A 20,014-nucleotide genomic window follows, 5' to 3' on the forward strand; every position below is an offset into this window, starting at 1 on the left:
CGAGCGACCGCTCGCTGCTCCGGCTCGGCGCCGGAACTGCGGAAGCGGGCCGGCTGAGGCCCGCGCGTTCGATACGTGGAATCGTTGTCCGGAGCCTGGATCGCGCCGGTCCCCATCAGGGACCGAAGGTTATCGACCTCAAAGAGCGGGAGCGGGCGCTTCCTCCAATGACGGCTGCGGCTTAACCCCGCGACCGGCCCGCTCGGACGGCCTCGATAATGTCGATGGCGGCCCGGACGCCGCCTTCTATATCCAGTTGGGAGTTATCAAGCAAGTGAGCATCCGGGGCTGGTTTTAAAGGCGCAATCGACCGGTTCTTGTCGCGCTCGTCGCGCTGGACGATGTCGGCGAGCACGGCCGCCTCGTCCGCCTCCTCCCCCCGCGCCCTCGCCTCCATGGTCCGGCGATGGGCGCGAACCTTGGGATCGGCGACGACGAAAATCTTCACGTCGGCATGGGGGCAGATCACGGTTCCAATGTCCCGGCCATCGAGCACGGCCCCGGGCGGATCAGCGGCGAATTGCCGCTGGAAATTGACCAGGGCCTCGCGGACCCCAGGGATCGCCGAGACGATGGAGGCCCCCTCGCCGACCTTCTGGGTCTTCAGGGCGGGATTGCCGAACCTTTCGGGGTCGAGCTCCAGCGCCGCCGCGACCGCCGCGGCTTCATCGCGGAGATCGTGACCGGACTGCATCAGCTCGTAAGCCACCGCACGATAGATTACGCCGGTATCGAGATGACGATAACCGTAATGGTGGGCGAGGCGCTTGCCGAGCGTCCCCTTGCCCGAGGCCGCCGGCCCGTCGATGGCGATGATCATGAAAACTCGGCCCCTAGCGAACGCATCATCGGGATGAAGTCCGGAAAGCTGGTGGCGATGAAGGCGGTGTCGTCGACGCTCACCGGCTGGTCGGACGCGCAACCCATCACCAGCGCGGACATCGCGATGCGATGATCCATATGGGTGGCAACAACGCCCCCGCCGGGCACGTGACCGTGGCCCTCGACGATCAGATCGTCGCCGGAGACCTCGACCTTCACGCCGTTGACGCGGAGCATGGCAGCCGTGGCTTCCAGCCGGTCGGATTCCTTGACGCGCAGCTCTTGCAGGCCGCGCATGATGGTGGTGCCTTCGGCGAAGGCGGCTGCGACCGCCAGCACCAGATATTCGTCGATCATCGACGGCGCGCGCTCCGGCGGCACCTCGACACCGCGCAGTTTCGACGCGCGCACGCGCAGCTGCGCCATCGGCTCGCCGGCATCGCGACGGACGTCGTTTTCCTCGATCGAGGCGCCCATTTCGCGGAGCGTGGTGAACAGGCCGGTGCGCAGTGGATTGGTCATCACGTCGGACAGCACCACGTCGGAGCCCTCGGCGATCAGCGCGGCAACGACCGGGAAGGCCGCCGACGAGGGATCCGCGGGCACGACGACGGTGGCACCGTGCAGCTCAGGCTGGCCGATCAGCGTGATGCGGCGGCCGTGCTGGCCTTCCTGCACTGATGTGATGTCGGCACCGAAATGCTTCAGCATCAGCTCGGTATGGTCGCGGCTCGCCTCGCTCTCAATCACCGTGGTGGTGCCGGGCGCAGCCAGGCCCGCCAGCAGCACGGCCGATTTGATCTGGGCCGAGGCGACCGGGGTCTTGTAGGTGATCGGAAGCGGATCGCGCGCGCCCTGGAGGGTCAGCGGCAGACGGCCGCCCTCGCCGCCCGACACAACCCTGGCGCCCATCTGTTCGAGCGGGTCGAGGATCCGGCGCATCGGGCGGCTGCGCAGGGAGGCGTCGCCTTCGAACACCGCCGAGATCGGGCATCCCGCAACGGCGCCCATGACCAGGCGGCAGCCGGTGCCGGAGTTACCGAAATCCAGCGCCGCCTTGGGCTGGGCGAAGCCACCGACGCCGACGCCGTTCACCGTCCAGGCGAAATCGCCGGTGCGCTCGACCCTGGCGCCCAGCGCCCGCATCGATTTCGCGGTGTTGAGGACGTCTTCGCCCTCGAGCAGGCCCGAAACCTTGGTCTCGCCGACCGCGAGCGCGCCCAGGATCAGGGCACGGTGGGAGATCGACTTGTCCCCGGGCACCCGTACTTTCCCGGTCAGGGGGCCGCTGGCGCGAGACTGGAGCGGCCTCGGTTGGTCGGAATGGGTCAAGATTGTGTCCTTGGATGCCTTGAAGGCTGGGCCGCAGGTACCACATGGTCCGCGCCCCGTCACGGGCATGTCGTTCTTCCGTAATGCGCTATTGACAGCGGGCCGCCAACTAGCCAAGTGAAGCACCGCTTTTCAGACATTCCCAGGATTCCTGCCGTGGCCAAGTCCGAACTCGGAACCAAACGTATTTGCCCGACCACGGGCAAGAAATTCTATGACCTCAATAAGAATCCGGTGATCTCGCCCTATACCGGCGAGGTGGTGCCGATCGCCCCCATCGCTCCCGCACGTGCGTCCCGCGGCACTGAAGCCCGCAGTATGGCCCAGGACACCGCGCCGGAGCCGGCGGAGGCCGAGGAATTGGTGTCGCTCGAGGAGGCCGATGCCGAGGAGAACACCGGCAAGGTCAAGGCTGTCGTGCCCGAGTCCGAGGACGATATCGAGGTCGACGAGACCATCGACGACGACGATGATGATGATTCGACCTTCATTGCCGACGAGGAAGAGGGCGATGAGGACGTGACCGACATCATTGGTGATGTCGGAGGTGATGAAGAGACTTGAGATCAGCCCTGATCTGTGAAAAAGGGTGCACCGCGCGAGTCACCAGGGCTCGCCGGTTGGGGTGATCCACCAGATTCACCCCGTCTAAGGTTAAGGGGCCATAGCTCAGCTGGGAGAGCGCTTGCATGGCATGCAAGAGGTCGGCGGTTCGATCCCGCCTGGCTCCACCACGCTTCGCCCTTCGGGCTTCGCGTGGCGCAGCCGCGCAGAGCCCGAAGGGTGAAGCGTGGTGTCCGGCGTAGCCCGAAGGGCGAAGACGGACTGGTGCGACGCCCACCTAACGACTACCCAAGCGATAGCCGTCAATGTGGTACGTCTACATTCTCCGAAGCGTTGACTTTCCTGATCAGGAATACGTCGGCGCCACGGAAGATTTGAAGCGGCGAATTCCGGAACACAATGCCGGCAAGTCTAGCCACACCGCTAAATATAAGCCTTGGAAATTGATCTGGTACTGCGCCTTTCCTGACAAGTACAAAGCTCTGGCGTTTGAAAAGTACCTGAAGTCTCATTCCGGCCGCGCCTTCACGAAGAAGCGGCTTTCCTAGGCTCTGACGAGCTTCCCTACTCCCCGATCACCGCATTCAGCCTATCCCGCAGCGCGACGATCTCGTCCTTCATCGCGACCAGTTCCGGCACCGAGCAGTCCGACGCCGCCAGAATCGATTGCGGCACGCTGCGCGCCTTGTCTTTCAGCGCGTGGCCCTGCGGCGTCAGGGCGATCAGCACCTGACGCTCGTCCTCGCTCGAGCGGGTGCGTTTGACGAGATGGGCGGCCTCGAGCCGCTTGAGCAGCGGTGTCAACGTGCCCGAATCCAGGAACAGCTTCTCGCCGATGTCCTTCACCGGCACGTCGTCGCGCTCCCACAGCACCAGCATGACGAGATATTGCGGATAGGTCAGGCCGAGCCGGTCGAGCAGCGGCTTGTAGACGCGGTTGAAGGCATGCGCCGCCGAATACACCGCGAAGCAGATCTGATTGTCGAGCCGCAGCGGCGCGTCCGCTGCCGATAGTTTCCGGGCCATGGCGAATCTCACGGGATTTGCCCCGCATTGTGGGGCCGGGCGGCCGCATATTCAATTGCGAACAATTAAATGTGAGGCACCACAATTTAGATTGCGCACAATCTAATTGTCTGCGATACAGATCGCACCACCCGAACCCCCAGGGAGATGAAAATGTCCGTGAACGTCCTCTACAAGACCAGTGCCAAGGCGACCGGCGGCCGCGACGGCCATGCCGCAACCCTCGACGGCGCGCTCGACGTCAAGCTGACCACGCCGAAGGAGCTCGGCGGCGGCGGCGGCGCCGGCAACAATCCCGAGCAGCTGTTTGCAGCCGGCTATGCCGCCTGCTTCATCGGCGCGATGAAGTTCGTGGCTTCGCAGGGCGGCCCCAAGGTTCCCGCCGACGCCTCCGTTACCTCGACCGTCGGCATCGGCCCGCGCTCCGAGGGCGGCTTCGGTCTCGACATCGATCTGGCCGTCTCGCTGCCCGGCCTGGCCCGCGCCGAGGCCGAGGCGCTGGTCGAGAAGGCGCACCAGGTGTGCCCATACTCCAACGCCACGCGCGGCAATGTCGACGTTCGCCTGACGGTCGTCTGACCGGAAGTGCGGATTGGCTGGCCCGAGATCCCCCTCGGGCCGGCCGCTTCCACCTGATTTGCCACGCTGCGGGATTGCGCCGCGGCGGCGCATACGGCCCTACGCGCGGGGCCATTGCTGGCGTGCACGAACCTCGCTAGGCCTGTGATCAAACGTCGACACAGGGGAAGCGAAGGCATGAGTTCTGAAGCCGCCACAGGTGCCATGAGCGGATTGCGCGTCATCGATCTCACGCGCGTGCTCGGCGGTCCCTACTGCACCCAGATCCTCGCCGACCACGGCGCCGACGTCATCAAGGTCGAGCCGCCCGCAGGCGACGAGGTGCGCGAATGGGGCCCTCCCTTCCACGAGGAGGACGCGGCCTATTTCGTCGGCATCAACCGCAACAAGCGCTCGATCGGCCTCGACCTCGCCTCCGAGGGCGGCCGCGCCGTGCTGCTGAAGATGCTGGAGACGGCCGACGTCCTGATCGAGAATTTCAAGCCGGGCACGCTGGAGAAATGGGGCATCGGCAACGAAGTGCTGCGCGCAAAATTCCCGCGCCTCGTGCATTGCCGGATCTGCGGCTTCGGCGCCGACGGTCCGCGCGGCGGCAATCCCGGCTATGACGCCATCATCCAGGCCATGACCGGCATGATCGCGGCAACGGGATCGCCGGAGAGCGGGCCGATGCGGATCGGCGTGCCACTGGTCGACATCACCACCGGCCTTTATGCGGCGATCGGGATCCTGATGGCGCTGTCGGAGCGCCAGCGTTCGGGCCAGGGCCAGTTCCTGGAGACGACGCTGTACGAGACCGGCCTTGCCATCATGCACCCGCACACCGCGAATTATTTCATGCACGGCAAGCCGCCCTCGCTCACCGGCAACGAGCATCCCAACCTCGTGCCCTACGCGATCTTCCCGACCAAAACCGACAACATCTTCATCGGGGTCGGCAATGACGGCACCTTCCGCAAGCTCGCCAAGGAGATCGGCAAGCCCGAGCTCGGCACCGATCCGCGCTTTGCCCGCAACAAGGACCGCATCGCCAATCGCGAGGCGCTGCGCGCCGAGCTTGCGGCGGTGTTCAGCCAGCACGAGGCCGAGCCGCTGTGCAACCGGCTGCTCGCGGCGGGTCTCCCCGCAGGCCCGGTGCAAAAGATCGACCAGGCGCTGACCAACCCGCACACGATCGCGCGCGGCGATATCATCGAGAAGGACTGGTACAAGGGCGTGGCCTCGCCGATCCGGCTCGACCGCAGCAAGCCCAGCCTGCGCCGCCTGCCGCCGAAATTCAGCCAGCACTCGGCAGAGGTGCTGGGCGAGTTCGGCTACTCCAAGGCGGAGATCGAGGCGATGGTCGAAAAAGGCGTGGTCTGCGGCCCCGAGCGCAAGCGCTGAGATTAAGAGAGATTGAACGGCGGCGCCGGTCCGCTCCCTCCCCCGCTTGCGGGGGAGGGCTGGGGAGAGGGTGTCTCCGCAGTGAGACTCCTCAAGAGGAGAAAGCCCTCACCCGGCGCGCGGGACGATGCTTCGCATCGCCCGGAACGCGCCGACCTCTCCCGCAAGCGGGAGAGTTGTTCGAGCCCGTAGCCCGATCGTCAACCCGACGCCATTCCGCGCGGACGGCCCTTCCCCATCCGAACAGTTAATGCCGCACTGCGGCGCGGGCGCACATGTGCGCCGCGACCGCAGGAAGCTGGACACGCACGTCTTCGCCTATTTTCCGGCTTCCCTTTTCCAGCGCTTGCCGCTTTCGTTTCGGCCGCTTACACAGTCATGTGAACGTCATATGGCGCTGCTAGCGCAAGCGCTTCTTTATTGACGGGCAAGGGAGGTTTTCTTGATGGCTCTTCGACATTTTGGTGCGGCTGCGGCTGTTGCAATCACGGTTGGCGTGTCGGCCTCGCCGGCCCTGGCCGTGACTGAAATCCAGTGGTGGCACGCGATGACCGGCGCCAACAACGACGTCATCGTCAAGCTCGCGAACGACTTCAACGCATCGCAGAGCGACTACAAGGTGATCCCGACCTACAAAGGCAATTACGCCGACACGATGAATGCCGGCATCGCCGCCTTCCGCGCCGGCAACGCCCCGCACATCATGCAGGTGTTCGAGGTCGGCACCGCGACCATGATGGCCGCGACCGGCGCCGTGAAGCCGGTGTACAAGCTGATGGCCGAGACCGGCGAGAAGTTCGATCCGAAGGCCTATCTGCCCGCGATCACCGGCTACTACTCGACCTCGAAGGGCGAGATGCTGTCCTTCCCCTTCAACTCGTCGTCGACGGTGATGTGGGTCAATCTCGACGAGCTGAAGAAGGCCAATGTCGAGATCCCGAAGACCTGGCCTCAGGTGTTCGACGCCGCCAAGAAGCTGCACGACAACGGCCATCCGACCTGCGGCTTCTCCAACTCCTGGGTTACCTGGGTCAATCTCGAGCAGCTCTCCGCCTGGCACAACGTGCCGCTGTCGACCAAGGCCAACGGCCTCGACGGCTTCGACACCGTGCTCGAATTCAACAGCCCGGTCCAGGTCAAGCACCTCGAGAAGCTGGTCGAGCTCCAGAAGGACAAGACCTACGACTATGCCGGCCGCACCAACACCGGTGAAGGCCGCTTCACGTCAGGTGAATGCCCGCTCTATCTGACCTCCTCGGCGTTCTTCGGCAACGTCAAGGCGCAGGCCAAGTTCAGCTTCACCGCCGTCCCGATGCCCTATTATCCCGACGTGAAGGGCGCACCGCAGAACTCGATCATCGGCGGCGCCTCGCTCTGGGTCATGGGCGGCAAGTCGGCCGAGGATTACAAGGGCGTCGCGAAATTCCTGAGCTTCCTCTCCGACACTGATCGCCAGGTCTACATCCACAAGGCCTCGGGCTATCTGCCGATCACCAAGGCGGCCTATGAGAAGGCCAAGGCGGAAGGCTTCTACAAGGATCAGCCCTATCTCGAGACCCCGCTGCTCGAGCTGACCAACAAGGAGCCGACCGAGAACTCGCGCGGCCTGCGCCTCGGCAACATGGTTCAGCTCCGTGACGTCTGGTCGGAAGAGATCGAGCAGGCGCTCGCCGGCAAGAAGACCGCCAAGCAGGCGCTGGATGCCGCCGTCGAGCGCGGCAACACGATGCTGCGTCAGTTCGAAAAGACCGCCGTCAAGTGAGGCGATCAGCGGCAGGCCGGTAACCCGGCCTGCCGCTCCTGCGGGCATCATGCAAAAGCAAGCCATTTTCCAATCGAAACTATTGCCCTACGCGCTGGTTGCGCCGCAGCTCGCGATCGTCCTGATTTTCTTCTACTGGCCGGCCTGGCAGGCGGTGATCCAGTCCTTCCTGCTCCAGGACGCCTTCGGTCTTTCGACCAGCTTCGTCTGGTTCGACAATTATCTCGAGCTTCTGAAGGACCGCGCCTATTTCGAGGCGATCGTGCGGACCTTCTTCTTCTCGTTCGCCATCGCAGTCTCGTCGCTGTCGTTTGCACTGCTGCTCGCGGTGATGGCGGACAAGCCGCTGCGCGGCTCGATGCTGTACCGCACGCTCTTGATCTGGCCCTATGCGGTGGCGCCGCCGGTCGTCGGCGTGCTCTGGATCTTCATGCTGCACCCCTCGCTGGGCGTGCTCTCGCGGTACTTGCGCGCCCTCGGCGTCGACTGGAATCCGCTGCTCGACGGCGACCAGGCCGCAACGCTGATCATCCTCGCCGCCGCCTGGAAGCAGATCTCCTACAACTTCCTGTTCTTCCTCGCCGGCCTGCAGAGCATCCCCCGAAGCGTGCTCGAGGCGGCCGCGATCGACGGCGCGCGCCCGATGCGCAGGTTCTGGACCGTGACCTTCCCGCTGCTGTCGCCGACCATCTTCTTCCTGCTGGTCGTCAACATCGTCTACGCCTTCTTCGATACCTTCGGCATCATCGATACCATGACCCGCGGTGGTCCCGGCAAGTCGACGGAAACGCTGGTCTACAAGGTCTATTCCGACGGCCTGCTCGGCGGCAATCTCGGTAGCTCGGCGGCGCAATCGGTGATCCTGATGATCATGGTGATCGTGCTGACGGGGATCCAGTTCCGCTTCGTCGAACGCAAGGTGACCTACTGATGGTCGAGGAAGAAGGCTTTCGGCGCTACGTCGCGCACATCATCCTCTGGATCGGGATCGCGATCGTCGCGTTTCCCGTCTACATCGCGATTGTCGCCTCGACCCAGGACAACGCGCTGATCGCGAACGGGCAGATGTCGCTGCTGCCCGGCGGCCATTTCTTCCAGACCTACTATCAGACCATCTTCGTCGGCACGAGCGGATCGACCCGCGAGCCGGTCGGCAACATGATGCTGAACTCGCTGATAACGGCGCTGCTGATCGCGGTCGGCAAGATCGCGATCTCGATCATCTCGGCCTATGCGATCGTGTATTTCCGCTTTCCGTTCCGGATGCCGATCTTCTGGCTCATCTTCATCACCCTGATGCTGCCGGTCGAGGTGCGCATCTATCCGACCTACAAGATCGTCGCCGATCTGCACATGCTCGACAGCTATGCCGGCCTGTCGCTGCCGCTGATCGCATCCGCCACCGCGACGCTGCTGTTCCGACAGTTCTTCATGACGGTGCCGGACGAACTGCTGGAGGCGTCACGCATCGACGGCGCCGGTCCCTTCCGCTTCTTCTGGGACACGCTGCTGCCGCTGTCGCGCACCAACATGGCGGCGCTGTTCGTGATCCTGTTCATCCTCGGTTGGAATCAATATCTCTGGCCGCTGCTGATCACCACCCGCGACGACATGCAGACGATCCAGATCGGCATCCGCAAGATGATCACCACCACCGACGCACTCACCGAATGGCCGATCGTGATGGCAACCGCCGTGCTGGCCATGCTGCCGCCGGTGTTCGTCGTCGTCGCCATGCAGAAGCTGTTCGTGCGCGGCCTGGTCGAGACGGAAAAGTAGGTTCTTGGAAATGAGTTTTCATGGCTAACGTCACCCTGCGCAGCGTCCGCAAGACCTATCCCGGCGGCTTCGAAGCCATCAAGGGCGTCGACGTCGATGTCGGCGACGGCCAGTTCTGCGTGCTGGTCGGTCCAAGCGGCTGCGGCAAGTCCACATTGCTGCGCATGGTCGCGGGGCTGGAGACCGTCACCGGCGGCGAGATCGACATCGGCGGCCGCGTCGTCAACCAGATCGAGCCGGCCGATCGCGACATCGCGATGGTGTTTCAGAACTACGCGCTCTATCCGCATATGAGCGTCTACAACAACATGGCTTACGGCCTGCGCAATCGCGGCATGGCCGAAGCCGAGATCAAGACCCGCGTCGAGGAAGCCGCGCGCGTGCTCGAGCTCTCCGCCATGCTGGAGCGCAAGCCGCGCCAGCTCTCAGGCGGCCAGCGCCAGCGCGTCGCCATGGGCCGCGCCATCGTGCGCCAGCCAAAAGTGTTCTTGTTCGACGAGCCGCTCTCCAATCTCGACGCCAAGCTGCGCATCGCGATGCGGGTCGAGATCCGCAAATTGCAGCGCCGCCTCAACACCACGTCGATCTATGTCACCCATGACCAGCTCGAGGCGATGACGCTCGCCGACATCCTGGTGGTGATGAATGGCGGCCAGGTCGAGCAGATCGGCAACCCACTCGCGATCTACGAGAAGCCGGCCACCACCTTCGTCGCCTCCTTCATCGGGGCACCACCGATGAATTTGATGTCGACGCGCCCTGACGAGATCAGATCGCAGCTCAATGATGCAGGCGAGGCCGGCATCGTCGGCATCCGCCCGGAGGACTTCGTCATCACCGACCAGACCCCGGCCGGCGGCGTCGCGCTGCCGCTCACCGTTGAGGCGATCGAACGCGTCGGTGCCGAAACCTTCGTCTACGGCTCGCGCCAGCAGGAGGAGCAGCGCGTCGCCGCCACCCCCGGCGAGTTGCCGCCGGGCGAGGTCATCGTCCGCATTCCCGGAACCGAAGCGCCAGCGATCGGCCAGCACATCCGCGTCGCGGCGGTGCGGTCGAGGCTGCACCTGTTCAGCGGCGACGGGCGCAAGCGGATCGAGGCCTGATCGGTTCCAGGGGCCGGCCAACCAAAAAGTGCGAAAACAACCCCATGCACAGTAGAAGGGGCTTGTTTTCGTTGGGATAAATCGTCCGCAAATTCCCCGTGCTGGTCGCAGGTGGAAACAGGGCATCCACAGCCTCCCCGGCTACCTGCTTGAACCCACTCGGGGATATGCCCATATTGCTGACCAAGGGGTGCCGCTTGCGGGCCCTGAAACACCAAAGTCGCTTCTGCGAGGACTTTGTAAACTATGTCTCGTGTTCCAACGCTCTCCAGTCCCTTTCTGCTGGGCTTCGACGAGATCGAGCGCGTGCTCGATCGGGTCGTCAAAGGCGCCGACGGTTATCCTCCCTACAATATCGAGAGGTGCGACCGCGCGGATGGCCAGCCCGAGCGTTTGCGCATCACGCTGGCGGTTGCCGGATTCACCCGCGACCAACTCGATGTAACCATTGAGGAAAACCAGCTCGTGATCCGCGGGCGGCAGCAGGACGACAAGACCCGGCAATACATCCATCGCGGCATCGCCGCGCGCCACTTCCAGCGCACCTTCGTGCTGGCGGAGGGGATGCTGGTGCTGGGTGCGGATCTGAAGAACGGGCTGTTGTCGATCGATCTGGCCCGGCCTGAACCGGAGAGGATCGTTAAGACAATCGCTATCAATGAGCACGAATAATGGAACGAGTAGCGGACTCGACCGCTTAGTGTTCCAGAGGAGTCGAGACCATGAGTGAAGGTCACGTTGCGTTCGAATATGAAGCCAAGAATGTCTCTCCGGAGACGCTGGCAACCCTCGGCGAAGGTCATATCGCCTATGTGAAGCAGATCCGCTCCGAGGACGTGCCGGACCTGTTCCCCGAGGCGCCCAAGGTTGCGCCGGGCCTCAAGCTCTTCGCGCTCCACGCCGCCGACGGCACGCCGATCATGCTGACCGACAGCCGGGAAGCCGCGATCGCCAACGCCTGGAGCAACGAGCTGCAAGCGGTGAGCGTGCACTAAGCGCACGCGCGTTCGCACGAATAGAGTTTCAAGCGGGCATGCCTTCACGCGAAGGCGTGCCCGTTTTCATTTTGAGCGATATCGTCTCGGCATCGTCATTGCGAGGAGCGAAGCAACGAAGCAATCCAGAATCCCTCCGCGGAAAGATTCTGGATTGCTTCGCTTCGCTCGCAATGACGGAGTGTGAGGCTACAGGGTGCTCAACTCTCGTGTCCCGGACGCGGTGCAGCGCGAAGCGTTGCGGCGCAGAGCCGGGACCCAGAAAGCAACACGCACAATGTGGAGACATGGGCCCCGGCTCTGCAGCGCACCGCACTCGACGATGCTTCGCATCGCGAGGGAAGCGCTGCGCTGCGTCCGGGGCACGCTCCCTTACAGTCGGCAATGACGGTGTTGAGAGAGTTGCGCTCGCAGTGACGCTCAGGCCGCCGTCGCGGGCGGCAGGGCCAGCACCGAATAGATCGCCTGGGCGTCGCGCGAGGCGCGGAGTTTTTTGGCTATGTCCTGGTCGCGGAGCAGGCGGGCGATGCGGGCGAGCGCCTTGAGATGGTCGGCGCCGGCGCCTTCGGGAGCGAGCAGCAGGAAGACGAGATCGACCGGCTGGCCATCCATTGATTCGAAATCGATCGGGCGATCGAGGCGCGCGAACAGGCCGAAGATCTTGTCCAGCTTGGGCAGCTTGCCGTGGGGAATGGCGACGCCGTAGCCGACTGCGGTGGTGCCGAGCTTCTCGCGCTGAAGCAGCACTTCGAAGACGGAGCGCTCGTTCTGCCCGGTCAACTCGGCGGCCTTGGCCGCGAGTTCCTGCAAGGCTTGCTTCTTGCTGTTGACTTTCAATGCCGGGAGAATCGCCTCGGGTGCGACCAGATCGGTAATCGGCATGGAAGCTTTCCGAGGTGAATTAAACCGTCAGTTCCGATTTGGCCATCTTGGAAGACCAAGCTGAGCCGGCGTCAATAACATGAAGCAGGAGGAGGACTTAGCCCCGGTCCTGATGTGGGGCGCTTCTACTCCAACGCAATCCCGGTGCCAACTCCCGCGTGCGGCTTTGCCCACGGTCATTGTTAAGGCTTGCGGAGGGGCCGGAACCATTAACCGTCCACCTTGCGGTCTGTTTTGCCGCCCGGAGGGTCGATCCAGCCCACATTGCCGTCGGCCCGACGGTATATGATGTTCACCCGGCCCGAGGAACCGTGCTGGAAGACCAGGCAAGGCGCCCCGCTCAGATCGAGTTCCATGACGGCCTCGCTGACCGACAGCGACTTGAGCGAGGTGGTTTGCTCCGCGATGATCACGGGACTGTAGCCGGAGACCTCGTCCTCGCCCTCGGGCGCCTCGAGCACATAGCTCGTGGCATTGAGCGCAGCCATCGCCTCGGTGGCGGCATGGGCCTTGCGGGCGGAACGGTCCTTGAGGCGGTTCTTGTAGCGGCGCAGCCGCTTCTCGATCATCAGCAGCGCCTGGTCGGCGCTGGCATAGGCATCCGGCGCGTTCGAATCGGCTTCCAGGGTGATTCCCGAATCGAGGTGCAGCGCGCAATCGGTGCGGAAGCCGAAGCCGTCCTTGCTCAGCGTGATGTGGCCGGAATAGTTGCCGTCGAAATATTTGCGCAGCACCTCGTCGGTGCGGTCGGCAACGCGGCCGCGCAGGGCGTCGCCGACGCTGATGCTCTTGCCCGAAATCCGGAGAGTCATGTGATGCCTCGCTTGGTTTGCGCCTCAGCTGCGATGACGGGTCACCGCAGCTGAAGTTGTTCCCTGCGCATGATCTTCCCGCAAACGCGTTCCGCATTTGTCGGGAGGGAAAACCGCTGTGCACTTTTCCGGTTCATGCGCATGCTTGGATCGGTCTCAATGGGGAGGTGAGAGTAGCGCGATTTCGCCCCGGCGCAATCAGGCCGGCTCGGTGTTGCGGGAACGATCGGACATTGCGGTGGAGAGGACGTTACCAAGAGCGCTCTGCTTGTCGCGGCGACGTTGCACCGAGGAGGGTATGCGCATGGCTTCGCGGTACTTCGCGACCGTGCGGCGGGCAATATCAATGCCCGAGGCGCGCAAGCGTTCCACGATGGTGTCATCCGACAGGATCGCCGTGGGCTCTTCCGAATCGATCAGCTGCTTGATGTGGTGGCGAACGGCTTCGGCGGAATGCGCCTCGCCGCCGTCGGCCGAGGCGATCGAAGCCGTGAAGAAATATTTCAGCTCGAACGTGCCGCGATTGGTCGCCATGTATTTGTTGGCGGTGACGCGCGACACCGTGGATTCATGCATCTGGATGGCGTCGGCGACGGCCTTGAGATTGAGCGGCCGCAAGTGTGCCACGCCATGGGTGAAGAAGCCGTCCTGCTGGCGCACGATCTCGGTTGCAACTTTCAGGATGGTGCGGGCGCGCTGGTCGAGCGCGCGCACCAGCCAGGTCGCGTTCTGAAGCGCATCGGTGAAGTAGGACTTGTCGCCGTCCTTGCCGATCTTCTTCGACAGCTCGGAATAATAGGTCTGGTTGACCAGCACGCGCGGCAGGGTGTCGCTGTTGAGCTCGACATGCCAGCCGCCGTCGGGACCCGGGCGGACATACACGTCGGGCACCATGGTCTGGAGCCGCGCCGAGCCGAACTTCATGCCGGGCTTGGGATTGAGGCGGCGGATCTCGCCGATCATGTCGGCAATGTCCTCATCGTCGACGCCGCAGAGCTTGCGCAAGGACGCGATGTCGCGCTTGGCGAGGAGATCGAGATGCTCGACCAGCGCCTGCATGGCCGGATCGTAGCGGTCGAGCTCGCGGAGCTGGATCGCCAGGCATTCGCTCAAATTGCGCGCACAGACGCCGGGCGGATCGAATTTTTGCAGCACGGCAAGGACGTCCTCGACGTCCTGTTGCGATGCGCCGAGACGCTCGGCGGCCTGGCCGAGATCCGGCGGCAGATAGCCGGCCTCATCGACGAGGTCGATCAGGTACTGGCCGATCATGCGCTGCGCCGGCGCGGTGAAGGCGACCGAGAGCTGCTCGGCAAGATGGGCGGCGAGCGTCATCTCGGCGGCGACGAAGGCCTCGAGATTGTAGTCTTCATCCCCGGAGGCGCCGCCGCCCCACTCGGTGTAGGTCGTCGGCGCGGCGTCCTGGGCATTGCGCGCGGCCGCCTCGGCCGGCTCCTCGGAGAAGACGTTGTCGAGGCCGGTGTCCAGGGTCTGCTCGATCTCGGCGCGGGTGCCGAGATCCCTGCTCATCCATTCTTCCTGGCCGGGCTCGAAGGCCTCCGCACTGCCGCCAAAGCCGTCGTCGCCGAGACTGTCGCCGTTACTATCGTCTTGGCCGCGGGCCTCCTCGCCGTACTGGCCGGCGTCGGCGGAAGCTTCGCCGCCGGCTTCGTCATTGGCCCGCTCCAGCAGGGGATTACGCTCGAGTTCCTCCTCCACGAAGGTCGTGAGATCGAGATTGGACAATTGCAGCAGCTTGATCGCCTGCATCAGCTGCGGCGTCATGACCAGCGACTGCGATTGCCGGAACTCTAATCTCTGCGTGAGCGCCATGAAGCAAGAACCGTTCCCAAAAATTGGTCCGATTTTTGCTTATCCTAGTCCGGGCCCGATGTACACGTCTTGACGAACGCAAAAACGGGCTAGAGGCGGAATTCCTCGCCAAGGTAAAGCCGGCGCACGTCCGGATCGGCGACGATCTCATCCGGGGTACCCTCGGTCAGGATTTCACCGGCATAGACGATGTAGGCGCGATCAGTGAGGCCGAGCGTCTCGCGCACATTGTGGTCGGTGATCAAGACGCCGATGCCGCGATTGGTGAGATGGCGGACGAGATCCTGGATGTCCCCGACCGCGATCGGATCGATGCCGGCGAAGGGCTCGTCGAGCAGCATGTAGTTCGGCCGCGTCGCCAGCGCGCGCGCGATCTCGACGCGGCGGCGCTCACCGCCTGATAGCGCGATCGACGGCGATTTCCTAAGGCGCGTGATGTTGAACTCGTCGAGCAGCGAATCGAGCTGCTGCTCGCGCTTCTTGCGCGAGGGCTCGACCACTTCGAGCACGGCGCGGATGTTCTGCTCGACGGTGAGGCCGCGGAAGATCGAGGCCTCCTGCGGCAGATAGCCGATGCCGAGCCGCGCGCGCTGATACATCGGGAGTTTCGTGACGTCGTGGCCGTCGAGCTCGATGGCACCGCGATCGGCCTTGATCAGGCCGGTGATCATGTAGAACACGGTGGTCTTGCCGGCGCCGTTCGGACCGAGCAGGCCGACCGCTTCGCCACGGCGCACATAGATGCTGACACCGCGCACCACCTGACGGCTGCCGAAGGCCTTTTCCACGCTATGCACAGCCAGGAAGCCCGGCCGCCGCAGCAACTGCGGCCCGCCCGTGCCATTGGACCTGGTGGCGGCCCTGACGGGGTGAACCGCCTGCGGCCGCGGCGGCTCGGCTTGATAGTCGGCCTGGTAGTCACCCTGGAACTGGTCGGGCGCCCGCATCGCCTGGTCACGGGCGAGCGGCGGCGCGTCCCGTACCGGGCTGGTCACGAGACCGCCGACGTTGTCACCGAGCGCGGTGATGTCCTGCCGCGCAAATCCTGGCCGGCCGCGTTTGGCGGGGCGTCGACGGAACATGCTGAAGAGATCGACCATCCCCGCCTTCTAGCCTTTCACGACGATCCTGCACGACAATCCTGCACGATGATCCGCGCGTGATCCCGCGATCTGCCGCCCCGGCCTTGCGATTTGCCGGTGCCGCATGAGTGAAGGGATGTCTCATGCCCAGTGAAACACGCCCGAAAAGCGGCGAACCCCGCTTCGAAAGCCCTTCGCGCTAGATACAGTCTTGCCGGGCAAGCTTCAACCTCGGATCGGGAGCATCCGAGACAAGTGATTGAATTTACTTTTGTTTACTTGCGCCCGGCAATTGCAGAGGCGGCGCCCCGCCGGGTTTGGCGCCCTGGCCGCAATCACTGCTGCCGCCCTGCGGCAGCAAGACCTGAACCCGGCCGCTATCAGATTCCACCCGCGACACGCCGGTCGTCATGTCGACCTTCAGCCGATCGCCACGCATCACGTTCTTGCACTGCGTCATCACCACCTGGCCCGCGCCGCCGCCGAACATGGTGATGAGATTGGTCTTGGTGTCGAAGATGGCAAACTCGCCTGTCACCACCTGGTCCTTCTGGGTGACCACGACATTGCCGTGCGCCTCCAGCCGCTTGATCGCGGAGCTGCCGCCCGGCCCCGGCGTCGCCGACTGCATCGGCGTGGTCGACTTCGCGCCCTTCGCCGCGGGCTGCTGCGGTGTCGCCGGCTTATCGCCGCCGCTCGAACTCGTAATACACCACCAGCGTCTTCGAGGTCATGGTGGTGTCGCCCTGGATGACCTTCACATTGCCGGAGAAGGTCGCCTCCTTCTTCTTGTCGCGCATCTCGAGCGAGGCCGCTTCGATCTGAATCGGCTGATCCCGGTTTTGCGAGAAGCCCTGCAGCGCGTTGTTCGGCGCGTTCGCCGAGCTCTGTGCACGCGCCACATCGGCAGCGATCAAGAGACCTAGGCTCAGCGCAGCCGCACGGATGATGGCACTGCGCTTGTCGTCGTTGCGCGAAAAAAACCTGATCATGAAAATCACTTTGAATTGGCAGACTTGTTCTGAGGCGTGCGCGTCTTCGCAGGTGGCGCTGGATCGGGTGGCGCAGGCTGCGCGGCGGCGCTGTCGTCCAGCTTGTCCAGGTGCATCACCACGTTGCCCTCGAAGCGGATGAGATCGCCGCCCTCCGTGATCCGCAGCCGGTCCGCAGTCAGCGTGCCGTTGGTCAGCTTGACGTCGACGCGCTCGTCGGAAGTGACCGTGCCCTTGTTCATGTCGACGAAGGCGGAGTTCAGCCGCGCCTCGTAGCCGGTGGAGGTGCGCAGCAAGATGTCCTTGTGCAGATCGAGCTGCTGCTGCTTGTTGTCGAAACGGCCGGTGCGAGCGTCGAGGAACAGGGTGGATTGATCCTCCATCAGCACCTTCGCGCGCAGGTCGGCGAGATCGACATGATCGGGGTCGGTGATGTCCTGCGTCGCGGTCTTGGCCCAGAGCTCGTAGGGCCGCTGGTCCGGGGTGAAGCCGGCGAGATGCGGCGATTCCATCGTGATCTTGGTGCCCGACACCACCATGTTTCCGGAATCGAGCGGCAGCTTCGGCATCAGCATGCGGAACGGATTGAAGACCGACACGCCGACGATGGCGGCCATCGATAGCAGCACCGCGCCCGGCACCGCGACGCGCAGAATCCGCACCAGGCGGCTGTGGCGCGCCGCGCTGGCGAACTTCGCCGCAAGCGCGGCGTCGTAGGTGGGATTCTGGGCCGAGTTCACCGCTGCTCCAGCGTGTCGCTAACCTTGTCCAGTCGAAGGCGCCCCATTGTACCCGGCGCCGCCGAAATATGCAGCCGGCGACAGGCCGTTACGAAAGTGTCCGAAACGGGGCGACAGCCCTGAACCTGGCGACCACCGGAGGCGTCAGGAATGCGCGAAAATGTCCTCTTCCGCCCACCCCTGCAGGTCGAGCAGGGCGCGGGTCGGCAGGAAGTCGAAGCAGGCCTGCGCCAGCTGGGTGCGGCCTTCCCGCACCAGCATGGCATCGAGCCGCTCGCGCAAGCCGTGCAGATGCAGCACGTCGGAGGCGGCATAGGCGAGCTGCGGCTCGGTCAGGCTGTCGGAGCCCCAGTCGCTGGACTGCTGCTGCTTGGAAAGGTCGATGTTGAGCACCTCGCGCACGAGGTCTTTCAGGCCATGGCGGTCGGTATAGGTGCGGGTCAGGCGGGAGGCGATCTTGGTGCAGTAGATCGGCCCGGTCATGATCCCGAAGGTCTGGTACAGCACCGCGATGTCGAACCGCGCAAAGTGGAAGATCTTGGTGATGGCGGGGTTGGCCAGCAGCGCCTTCAGATTCGGCGCATCGGTATGACCCTTGGGGATCTGCACCACGTCGGCGCTGCCGTCGCCGGGCGAGAGCTGCACCACGCAGAGCCGGTCGCGGTGCGGGTTCAGCCCCATGGTCTCGGTGTCGATCGCCACCGCTCCGGTGTAGCGGGACAGGTCGGGCAGGTCGCCGCGATGCAGGCGTACGGTCATGGCGTTTCAAAACCTCGAATCGGTCTGTCGGCAGAATAGGCTAATCGGGATTACCAGCGATGTATCCACTCGCAGCACGCCGCGCAAGCGCCGGCCGTGACCTTACGGGCCCGATCAGATCGCCGCCAGCATGATGCAGATCATCGCCGCCACCGTGATGCGGCTGGGGCCGTCGCGGAAAGCGTAGATGATGGGATCGTCAGGCATCTCGCGGCGATGCGCCATCATCAGGGCGCGGCCGAACCAGTAGAGCAGCAGCGGGTTGAGCAGCCATAGCATCCAGGGGCGGCTGTAGAGCGGCGTCACTGCGGAGGAGGAGACGTAGAGCGAGAACACGGTCACCGCGTTCATCGCGCTCGCCGCCGCCATCGCGGCGATGACATGCAGATCGGTGATCCTGTAGTCGCGGTTGGAGGGATCGGCGAGGCCCGCGCTCTCGCGCATGCTGAGCTCGCTGAAGCGCTTGATCAAGGCGAGCGAGGTGAACACGAACAGCGAGAAGATCAACAGCCATTCCGACAGCACCACGCCGACGCCGACGGCGCCGGCGATGATGCGCAAGCTGTAGAGGCCCGACAGCGTCACCACGTCGACCAGCATCTTGCGCTTGAGCGCGAGCGAATAGGCGATCGTGGTGACGAGGTAGGCGCCGAGCACGCCGAGGAAGAGGGGCGAGATGCAGAGGCCGGCGACGAGCGCGAACAGCCACAGCGCAGGAATCGCTGATAGCGCGGAGGAGATCGGCAAATCGCCGGCCGCGAGCGCGCGATGGCGCTTGGTCGGATGCTGCCGGTCGGCCGCGAGATCCAAGAGATCGTTCATCAGATAGGCGCCCGACGCGCAGGCCGAGAACGCCATGAACGCCAGCAGCGCATGGCCGAGCGTCGAAAGATTCATCTGATGCGCGGTGAGCGCCGGCACGAACACCAGCGTGTTCTTGGCGTATTGATAGAGGCGCAGCGCCTTGGCCCAGGTTTTTAGGCCGACGCGACTTCCGCCTCGGTCGTCGATGCGCTCGATCGCGCCGCGATCGAACGGCAGCGTGTTGCCTGCAGCAAGATCGGCCGGCGTCACGACGCCGTCAAAACCAAGATGCGCGGCAATGCCCGCCGCATGATCGGCGAAACGTCCGGCGACGAGATAGATCTTCGCGCCCCGCGCCCGCGCCGCCAGCGCCCGGTTCAGCACATCGGAATCATAGGGCAGATGGGCATAGTCGATCTCGGCCCGCGCCAGGATATCCGTGAGCGCCGCCATGCCCGTCCGTCCGCCAGCGCCGAAGCGGGCCAGCATGCGGCCGGGCGCGCTGAACAGCGCTTCCATCAGCAGCTCGGAACGCAGCAGCGCGCCTTCCAGATCGACGACAAGCGTCCGCCCAGCCGCCGCAGTCGCCGACGGTGCCGGGGCGCCAGAATCATGCTGCCGGGCAGGCTGCTCCATCCAAAAATGCTCTTACTTGCCGCCAAATGACCGGCCCAAAGGCTGGGGAGGCCGGGGAGCAGGGGAAATGGACGGCCGCGAGCCTAAGGGGCATTCGCTAAGGGCGGCTTAATTCCGCGTAGGAGGGGG

Annotated in this window: 20 protein-coding genes, 1 tRNA gene and 1 pseudogene; 11 read left to right on the plus strand and 11 right to left on the minus strand. The window is 64.3% G+C overall.

Translation table 11 applies throughout. The features are described 5' to 3' along the window. Positions 1-181: 181 nt before the first annotated feature. Both cmk and aroA read right to left on the minus strand, forming a co-directional pair. Positions 182-820: a (d)CMP kinase gene (gene cmk / locus ACR9YP_RS04520; protein WP_474219090.1), complete on the minus strand. Its 639-nt coding sequence runs from the start codon at positions 818-820 to the stop codon at positions 182-184. Then, entirely contained in the window at positions 817-2,154 is a 1,338-nt protein-coding gene (aroA, locus tag ACR9YP_RS04525; protein WP_438103805.1) for a 3-phosphoshikimate 1-carboxyvinyltransferase, read from the minus strand. Before aroA ends, cmk begins: the two co-directional genes overlap by 4 nt. A 156-nt stretch (positions 2,155-2,310) precedes the next feature. Here aroA and ACR9YP_RS04530 point away from each other — a divergent pair, with 156 nt between their 5' ends. The 3 genes from ACR9YP_RS04530 to ACR9YP_RS04540 all read left to right on the plus strand — a co-directional run bounded on the left by ACR9YP_RS04530 (position 2,311) and on the right by ACR9YP_RS04540 (position 3,266). Next, positions 2,311-2,718 (plus strand): TIGR02300 family protein, encoded by a 408-nt coding sequence (locus ACR9YP_RS04530; RefSeq protein WP_091882337.1) that lies wholly within the window; start codon positions 2,311-2,313, stop codon positions 2,716-2,718. 94 nt (positions 2,719-2,812) lie between these two features. Continuing rightward, a tRNA-Ala gene (locus ACR9YP_RS04535) sits at positions 2,813-2,888 on the plus strand. A gap of 135 nt (positions 2,889-3,023) precedes the next feature. Next, entirely contained in the window at positions 3,024-3,266 is a 243-nt protein-coding gene (locus ACR9YP_RS04540) for a GIY-YIG nuclease family protein (protein WP_438103803.1), read from the plus strand. Positions 3,267-3,282: 16 nt separating this feature from the next. On the opposite strand, the gene ACR9YP_RS04545 is transcribed toward ACR9YP_RS04540, so the two are convergent. Next, positions 3,283-3,744: a MarR family winged helix-turn-helix transcriptional regulator gene (locus ACR9YP_RS04545; protein ID WP_438103801.1), complete on the minus strand. Its 462-nt coding sequence runs from the start codon at positions 3,742-3,744 to the stop codon at positions 3,283-3,285. A 153-nt stretch (positions 3,745-3,897) separates the two neighbouring features. Here ACR9YP_RS04545 and ACR9YP_RS04550 point away from each other — a divergent pair, with 153 nt between their 5' ends. From ACR9YP_RS04550 to ACR9YP_RS04585, 8 genes are all read left to right on the plus strand, one after another. Then, entirely contained in the window at positions 3,898-4,323 is a 426-nt protein-coding gene (locus ACR9YP_RS04550) for an organic hydroperoxide resistance protein (protein ID WP_061023501.1), read from the plus strand. 177 nt (positions 4,324-4,500) lie between these two features. After that, on the plus strand, positions 4,501-5,706 hold the full coding sequence (locus ACR9YP_RS04555; protein ID WP_370989789.1) for a CaiB/BaiF CoA transferase family protein: 1,206 nt from the start codon (positions 4,501-4,503) through the stop codon (positions 5,704-5,706). Positions 5,707-6,151: 445 nt separating this feature from the next. Beyond that, positions 6,152-7,468 (plus strand): sn-glycerol-3-phosphate ABC transporter substrate-binding protein UgpB, encoded by a 1,317-nt coding sequence (ugpB, locus tag ACR9YP_RS04560; protein WP_438103798.1) that lies wholly within the window; start codon positions 6,152-6,154, stop codon positions 7,466-7,468. 49 nt (positions 7,469-7,517) lie between these two features. Continuing rightward, positions 7,518-8,399 (plus strand): sn-glycerol-3-phosphate ABC transporter permease UgpA, encoded by an 882-nt coding sequence (gene ugpA, locus ACR9YP_RS04565; protein WP_091882351.1) that lies wholly within the window; start codon positions 7,518-7,520, stop codon positions 8,397-8,399. After that, the gene (ugpE, locus tag ACR9YP_RS04570) at positions 8,399-9,247 is read left to right on the plus strand and encodes a sn-glycerol-3-phosphate ABC transporter permease UgpE (protein WP_091882354.1); all 849 of its coding nucleotides are present in this window, start codon (positions 8,399-8,401) and stop codon (positions 9,245-9,247) included. The genes ugpA and ugpE overlap by 1 nt, the downstream gene beginning before the upstream one ends. 20 nt (positions 9,248-9,267) lie before the next feature. Then, complete coding sequence (locus tag ACR9YP_RS04575) at positions 9,268-10,350, plus strand: sn-glycerol-3-phosphate import ATP-binding protein UgpC (protein WP_438103796.1); 1,083 nt, start codon at positions 9,268-9,270, stop codon at positions 10,348-10,350. Positions 10,351-10,596: 246 nt separating this feature from the next. Beyond that, the gene (locus ACR9YP_RS04580; RefSeq protein ID WP_407115843.1) at positions 10,597-11,022 is read left to right on the plus strand and encodes an Hsp20 family protein; all 426 of its coding nucleotides are present in this window, start codon (positions 10,597-10,599) and stop codon (positions 11,020-11,022) included. Between the two features lie 50 nt (positions 11,023-11,072). Further along, a complete protein-coding gene (locus ACR9YP_RS04585) occupies positions 11,073-11,345 on the plus strand; it encodes a BQ00720 family protein (RefSeq protein WP_438103794.1) in 273 nt (90 codons plus the stop codon). Between the two features lie 420 nt (positions 11,346-11,765). On the opposite strand, the gene ptsN is transcribed toward ACR9YP_RS04585, so the two are convergent. The 8 genes and pseudogenes from ptsN to ACR9YP_RS04625 all read right to left on the minus strand — a co-directional run bounded on the left by ptsN (position 11,766) and on the right by ACR9YP_RS04625 (position 19,885). After that, the gene (ptsN, locus tag ACR9YP_RS04590) at positions 11,766-12,227 is read right to left on the minus strand and encodes a PTS IIA-like nitrogen regulatory protein PtsN (protein WP_091882367.1); all 462 of its coding nucleotides are present in this window, start codon (positions 12,225-12,227) and stop codon (positions 11,766-11,768) included. A 209-nt stretch (positions 12,228-12,436) separates the two neighbouring features. Next, complete coding sequence (hpf, locus tag ACR9YP_RS04595; RefSeq protein WP_091882369.1) at positions 12,437-13,039, minus strand: ribosome hibernation-promoting factor, HPF/YfiA family; 603 nt, start codon at positions 13,037-13,039, stop codon at positions 12,437-12,439. 198 nt (positions 13,040-13,237) lie between these two features. Beyond that, on the minus strand, positions 13,238-14,872 hold the full coding sequence (gene rpoN, locus ACR9YP_RS04600; RefSeq protein WP_438103791.1) for an RNA polymerase factor sigma-54: 1,635 nt from the start codon (positions 14,870-14,872) through the stop codon (positions 13,238-13,240). 89 nt (positions 14,873-14,961) lie between these two features. Then, complete coding sequence (gene lptB / locus ACR9YP_RS04605; protein ID WP_438103789.1) at positions 14,962-15,972, minus strand: LPS export ABC transporter ATP-binding protein; 1,011 nt, start codon at positions 15,970-15,972, stop codon at positions 14,962-14,964. A gap of 247 nt (positions 15,973-16,219) precedes the next feature. Next, positions 16,220-16,946, minus strand: a pseudogene (locus ACR9YP_RS04610) (LptA/OstA family protein). A gap of 5 nt (positions 16,947-16,951) precedes the next feature. Further along, a complete protein-coding gene (gene lptC, locus ACR9YP_RS04615; protein WP_438103786.1) occupies positions 16,952-17,686 on the minus strand; it encodes an LPS export ABC transporter periplasmic protein LptC in 735 nt (244 codons plus the stop codon). 144 nt (positions 17,687-17,830) lie between these two features. Then, entirely contained in the window at positions 17,831-18,445 is a 615-nt protein-coding gene (locus ACR9YP_RS04620) for a ribonuclease D (RefSeq protein ID WP_091882381.1), read from the minus strand. 114 nt (positions 18,446-18,559) lie between these two features. After that, a complete protein-coding gene (locus ACR9YP_RS04625) occupies positions 18,560-19,885 on the minus strand; it encodes a UbiA family prenyltransferase (RefSeq protein WP_438103784.1) in 1,326 nt (441 codons plus the stop codon). Between the last annotated feature and the right edge of the window lie 129 nt (positions 19,886-20,014).

The sequence above is a fragment of the Bradyrhizobium sp. BR14999 genome (assembly GCF_056106085.1).

What these genes read in the sequence shown, in the direction of transcription:
- cmk (WP_474219090.1), bottom strand. Translation starts at nt 820, where the DNA reads ATGATCATCGCCATCGACGGGCCGGCGGCCTCGGGCAAGGGGACGCTC.
- ACR9YP_RS04540 (WP_438103803.1), top strand. Translation starts at nt 3,024, where the DNA reads ATGTGGTACGTCTACATTCTCCGAAGCGTTGACTTTCCTGATCAGGAA.
- ACR9YP_RS04545 (WP_438103801.1), bottom strand. Translation starts at nt 3,744, where the DNA reads ATGGCCCGGAAACTATCGGCAGCGGACGCGCCGCTGCGGCTCGACAAT.
- ACR9YP_RS04550 (WP_061023501.1), top strand. Translation starts at nt 3,898, where the DNA reads ATGTCCGTGAACGTCCTCTACAAGACCAGTGCCAAGGCGACCGGCGGC.
- ACR9YP_RS04555 (WP_370989789.1), top strand. Translation starts at nt 4,501, where the DNA reads ATGAGTTCTGAAGCCGCCACAGGTGCCATGAGCGGATTGCGCGTCATC.
- ugpB (WP_438103798.1), top strand. Translation starts at nt 6,152, where the DNA reads ATGGCTCTTCGACATTTTGGTGCGGCTGCGGCTGTTGCAATCACGGTT.
- ugpA (WP_091882351.1), top strand. Translation starts at nt 7,518, where the DNA reads ATGCAAAAGCAAGCCATTTTCCAATCGAAACTATTGCCCTACGCGCTG.
- ugpE (WP_091882354.1), top strand. Translation starts at nt 8,399, where the DNA reads ATGGTCGAGGAAGAAGGCTTTCGGCGCTACGTCGCGCACATCATCCTC.
- ACR9YP_RS04575 (WP_438103796.1), top strand. Translation starts at nt 9,268, where the DNA reads ATGGCTAACGTCACCCTGCGCAGCGTCCGCAAGACCTATCCCGGCGGC.
- ACR9YP_RS04580 (WP_407115843.1), top strand. Translation starts at nt 10,597, where the DNA reads ATGTCTCGTGTTCCAACGCTCTCCAGTCCCTTTCTGCTGGGCTTCGAC.
- ACR9YP_RS04585 (WP_438103794.1), top strand. Translation starts at nt 11,073, where the DNA reads ATGAGTGAAGGTCACGTTGCGTTCGAATATGAAGCCAAGAATGTCTCT.
- ptsN (WP_091882367.1), bottom strand. Translation starts at nt 12,227, where the DNA reads ATGCCGATTACCGATCTGGTCGCACCCGAGGCGATTCTCCCGGCATTG.
- hpf (WP_091882369.1), bottom strand. Translation starts at nt 13,039, where the DNA reads ATGACTCTCCGGATTTCGGGCAAGAGCATCAGCGTCGGCGACGCCCTG.
- rpoN (WP_438103791.1), bottom strand. Translation starts at nt 14,872, where the DNA reads ATGGCGCTCACGCAGAGATTAGAGTTCCGGCAATCGCAGTCGCTGGTC.
- lptB (WP_438103789.1), bottom strand. Translation starts at nt 15,972, where the DNA reads ATGGTCGATCTCTTCAGCATGTTCCGTCGACGCCCCGCCAAACGCGGC.
- ACR9YP_RS04620 (WP_091882381.1), bottom strand. Translation starts at nt 18,445, where the DNA reads ATGACCGTACGCCTGCATCGCGGCGACCTGCCCGACCTGTCCCGCTAC.
- ACR9YP_RS04625 (WP_438103784.1), bottom strand. Translation starts at nt 19,885, where the DNA reads ATGGAGCAGCCTGCCCGGCAGCATGATTCTGGCGCCCCGGCACCGTCG.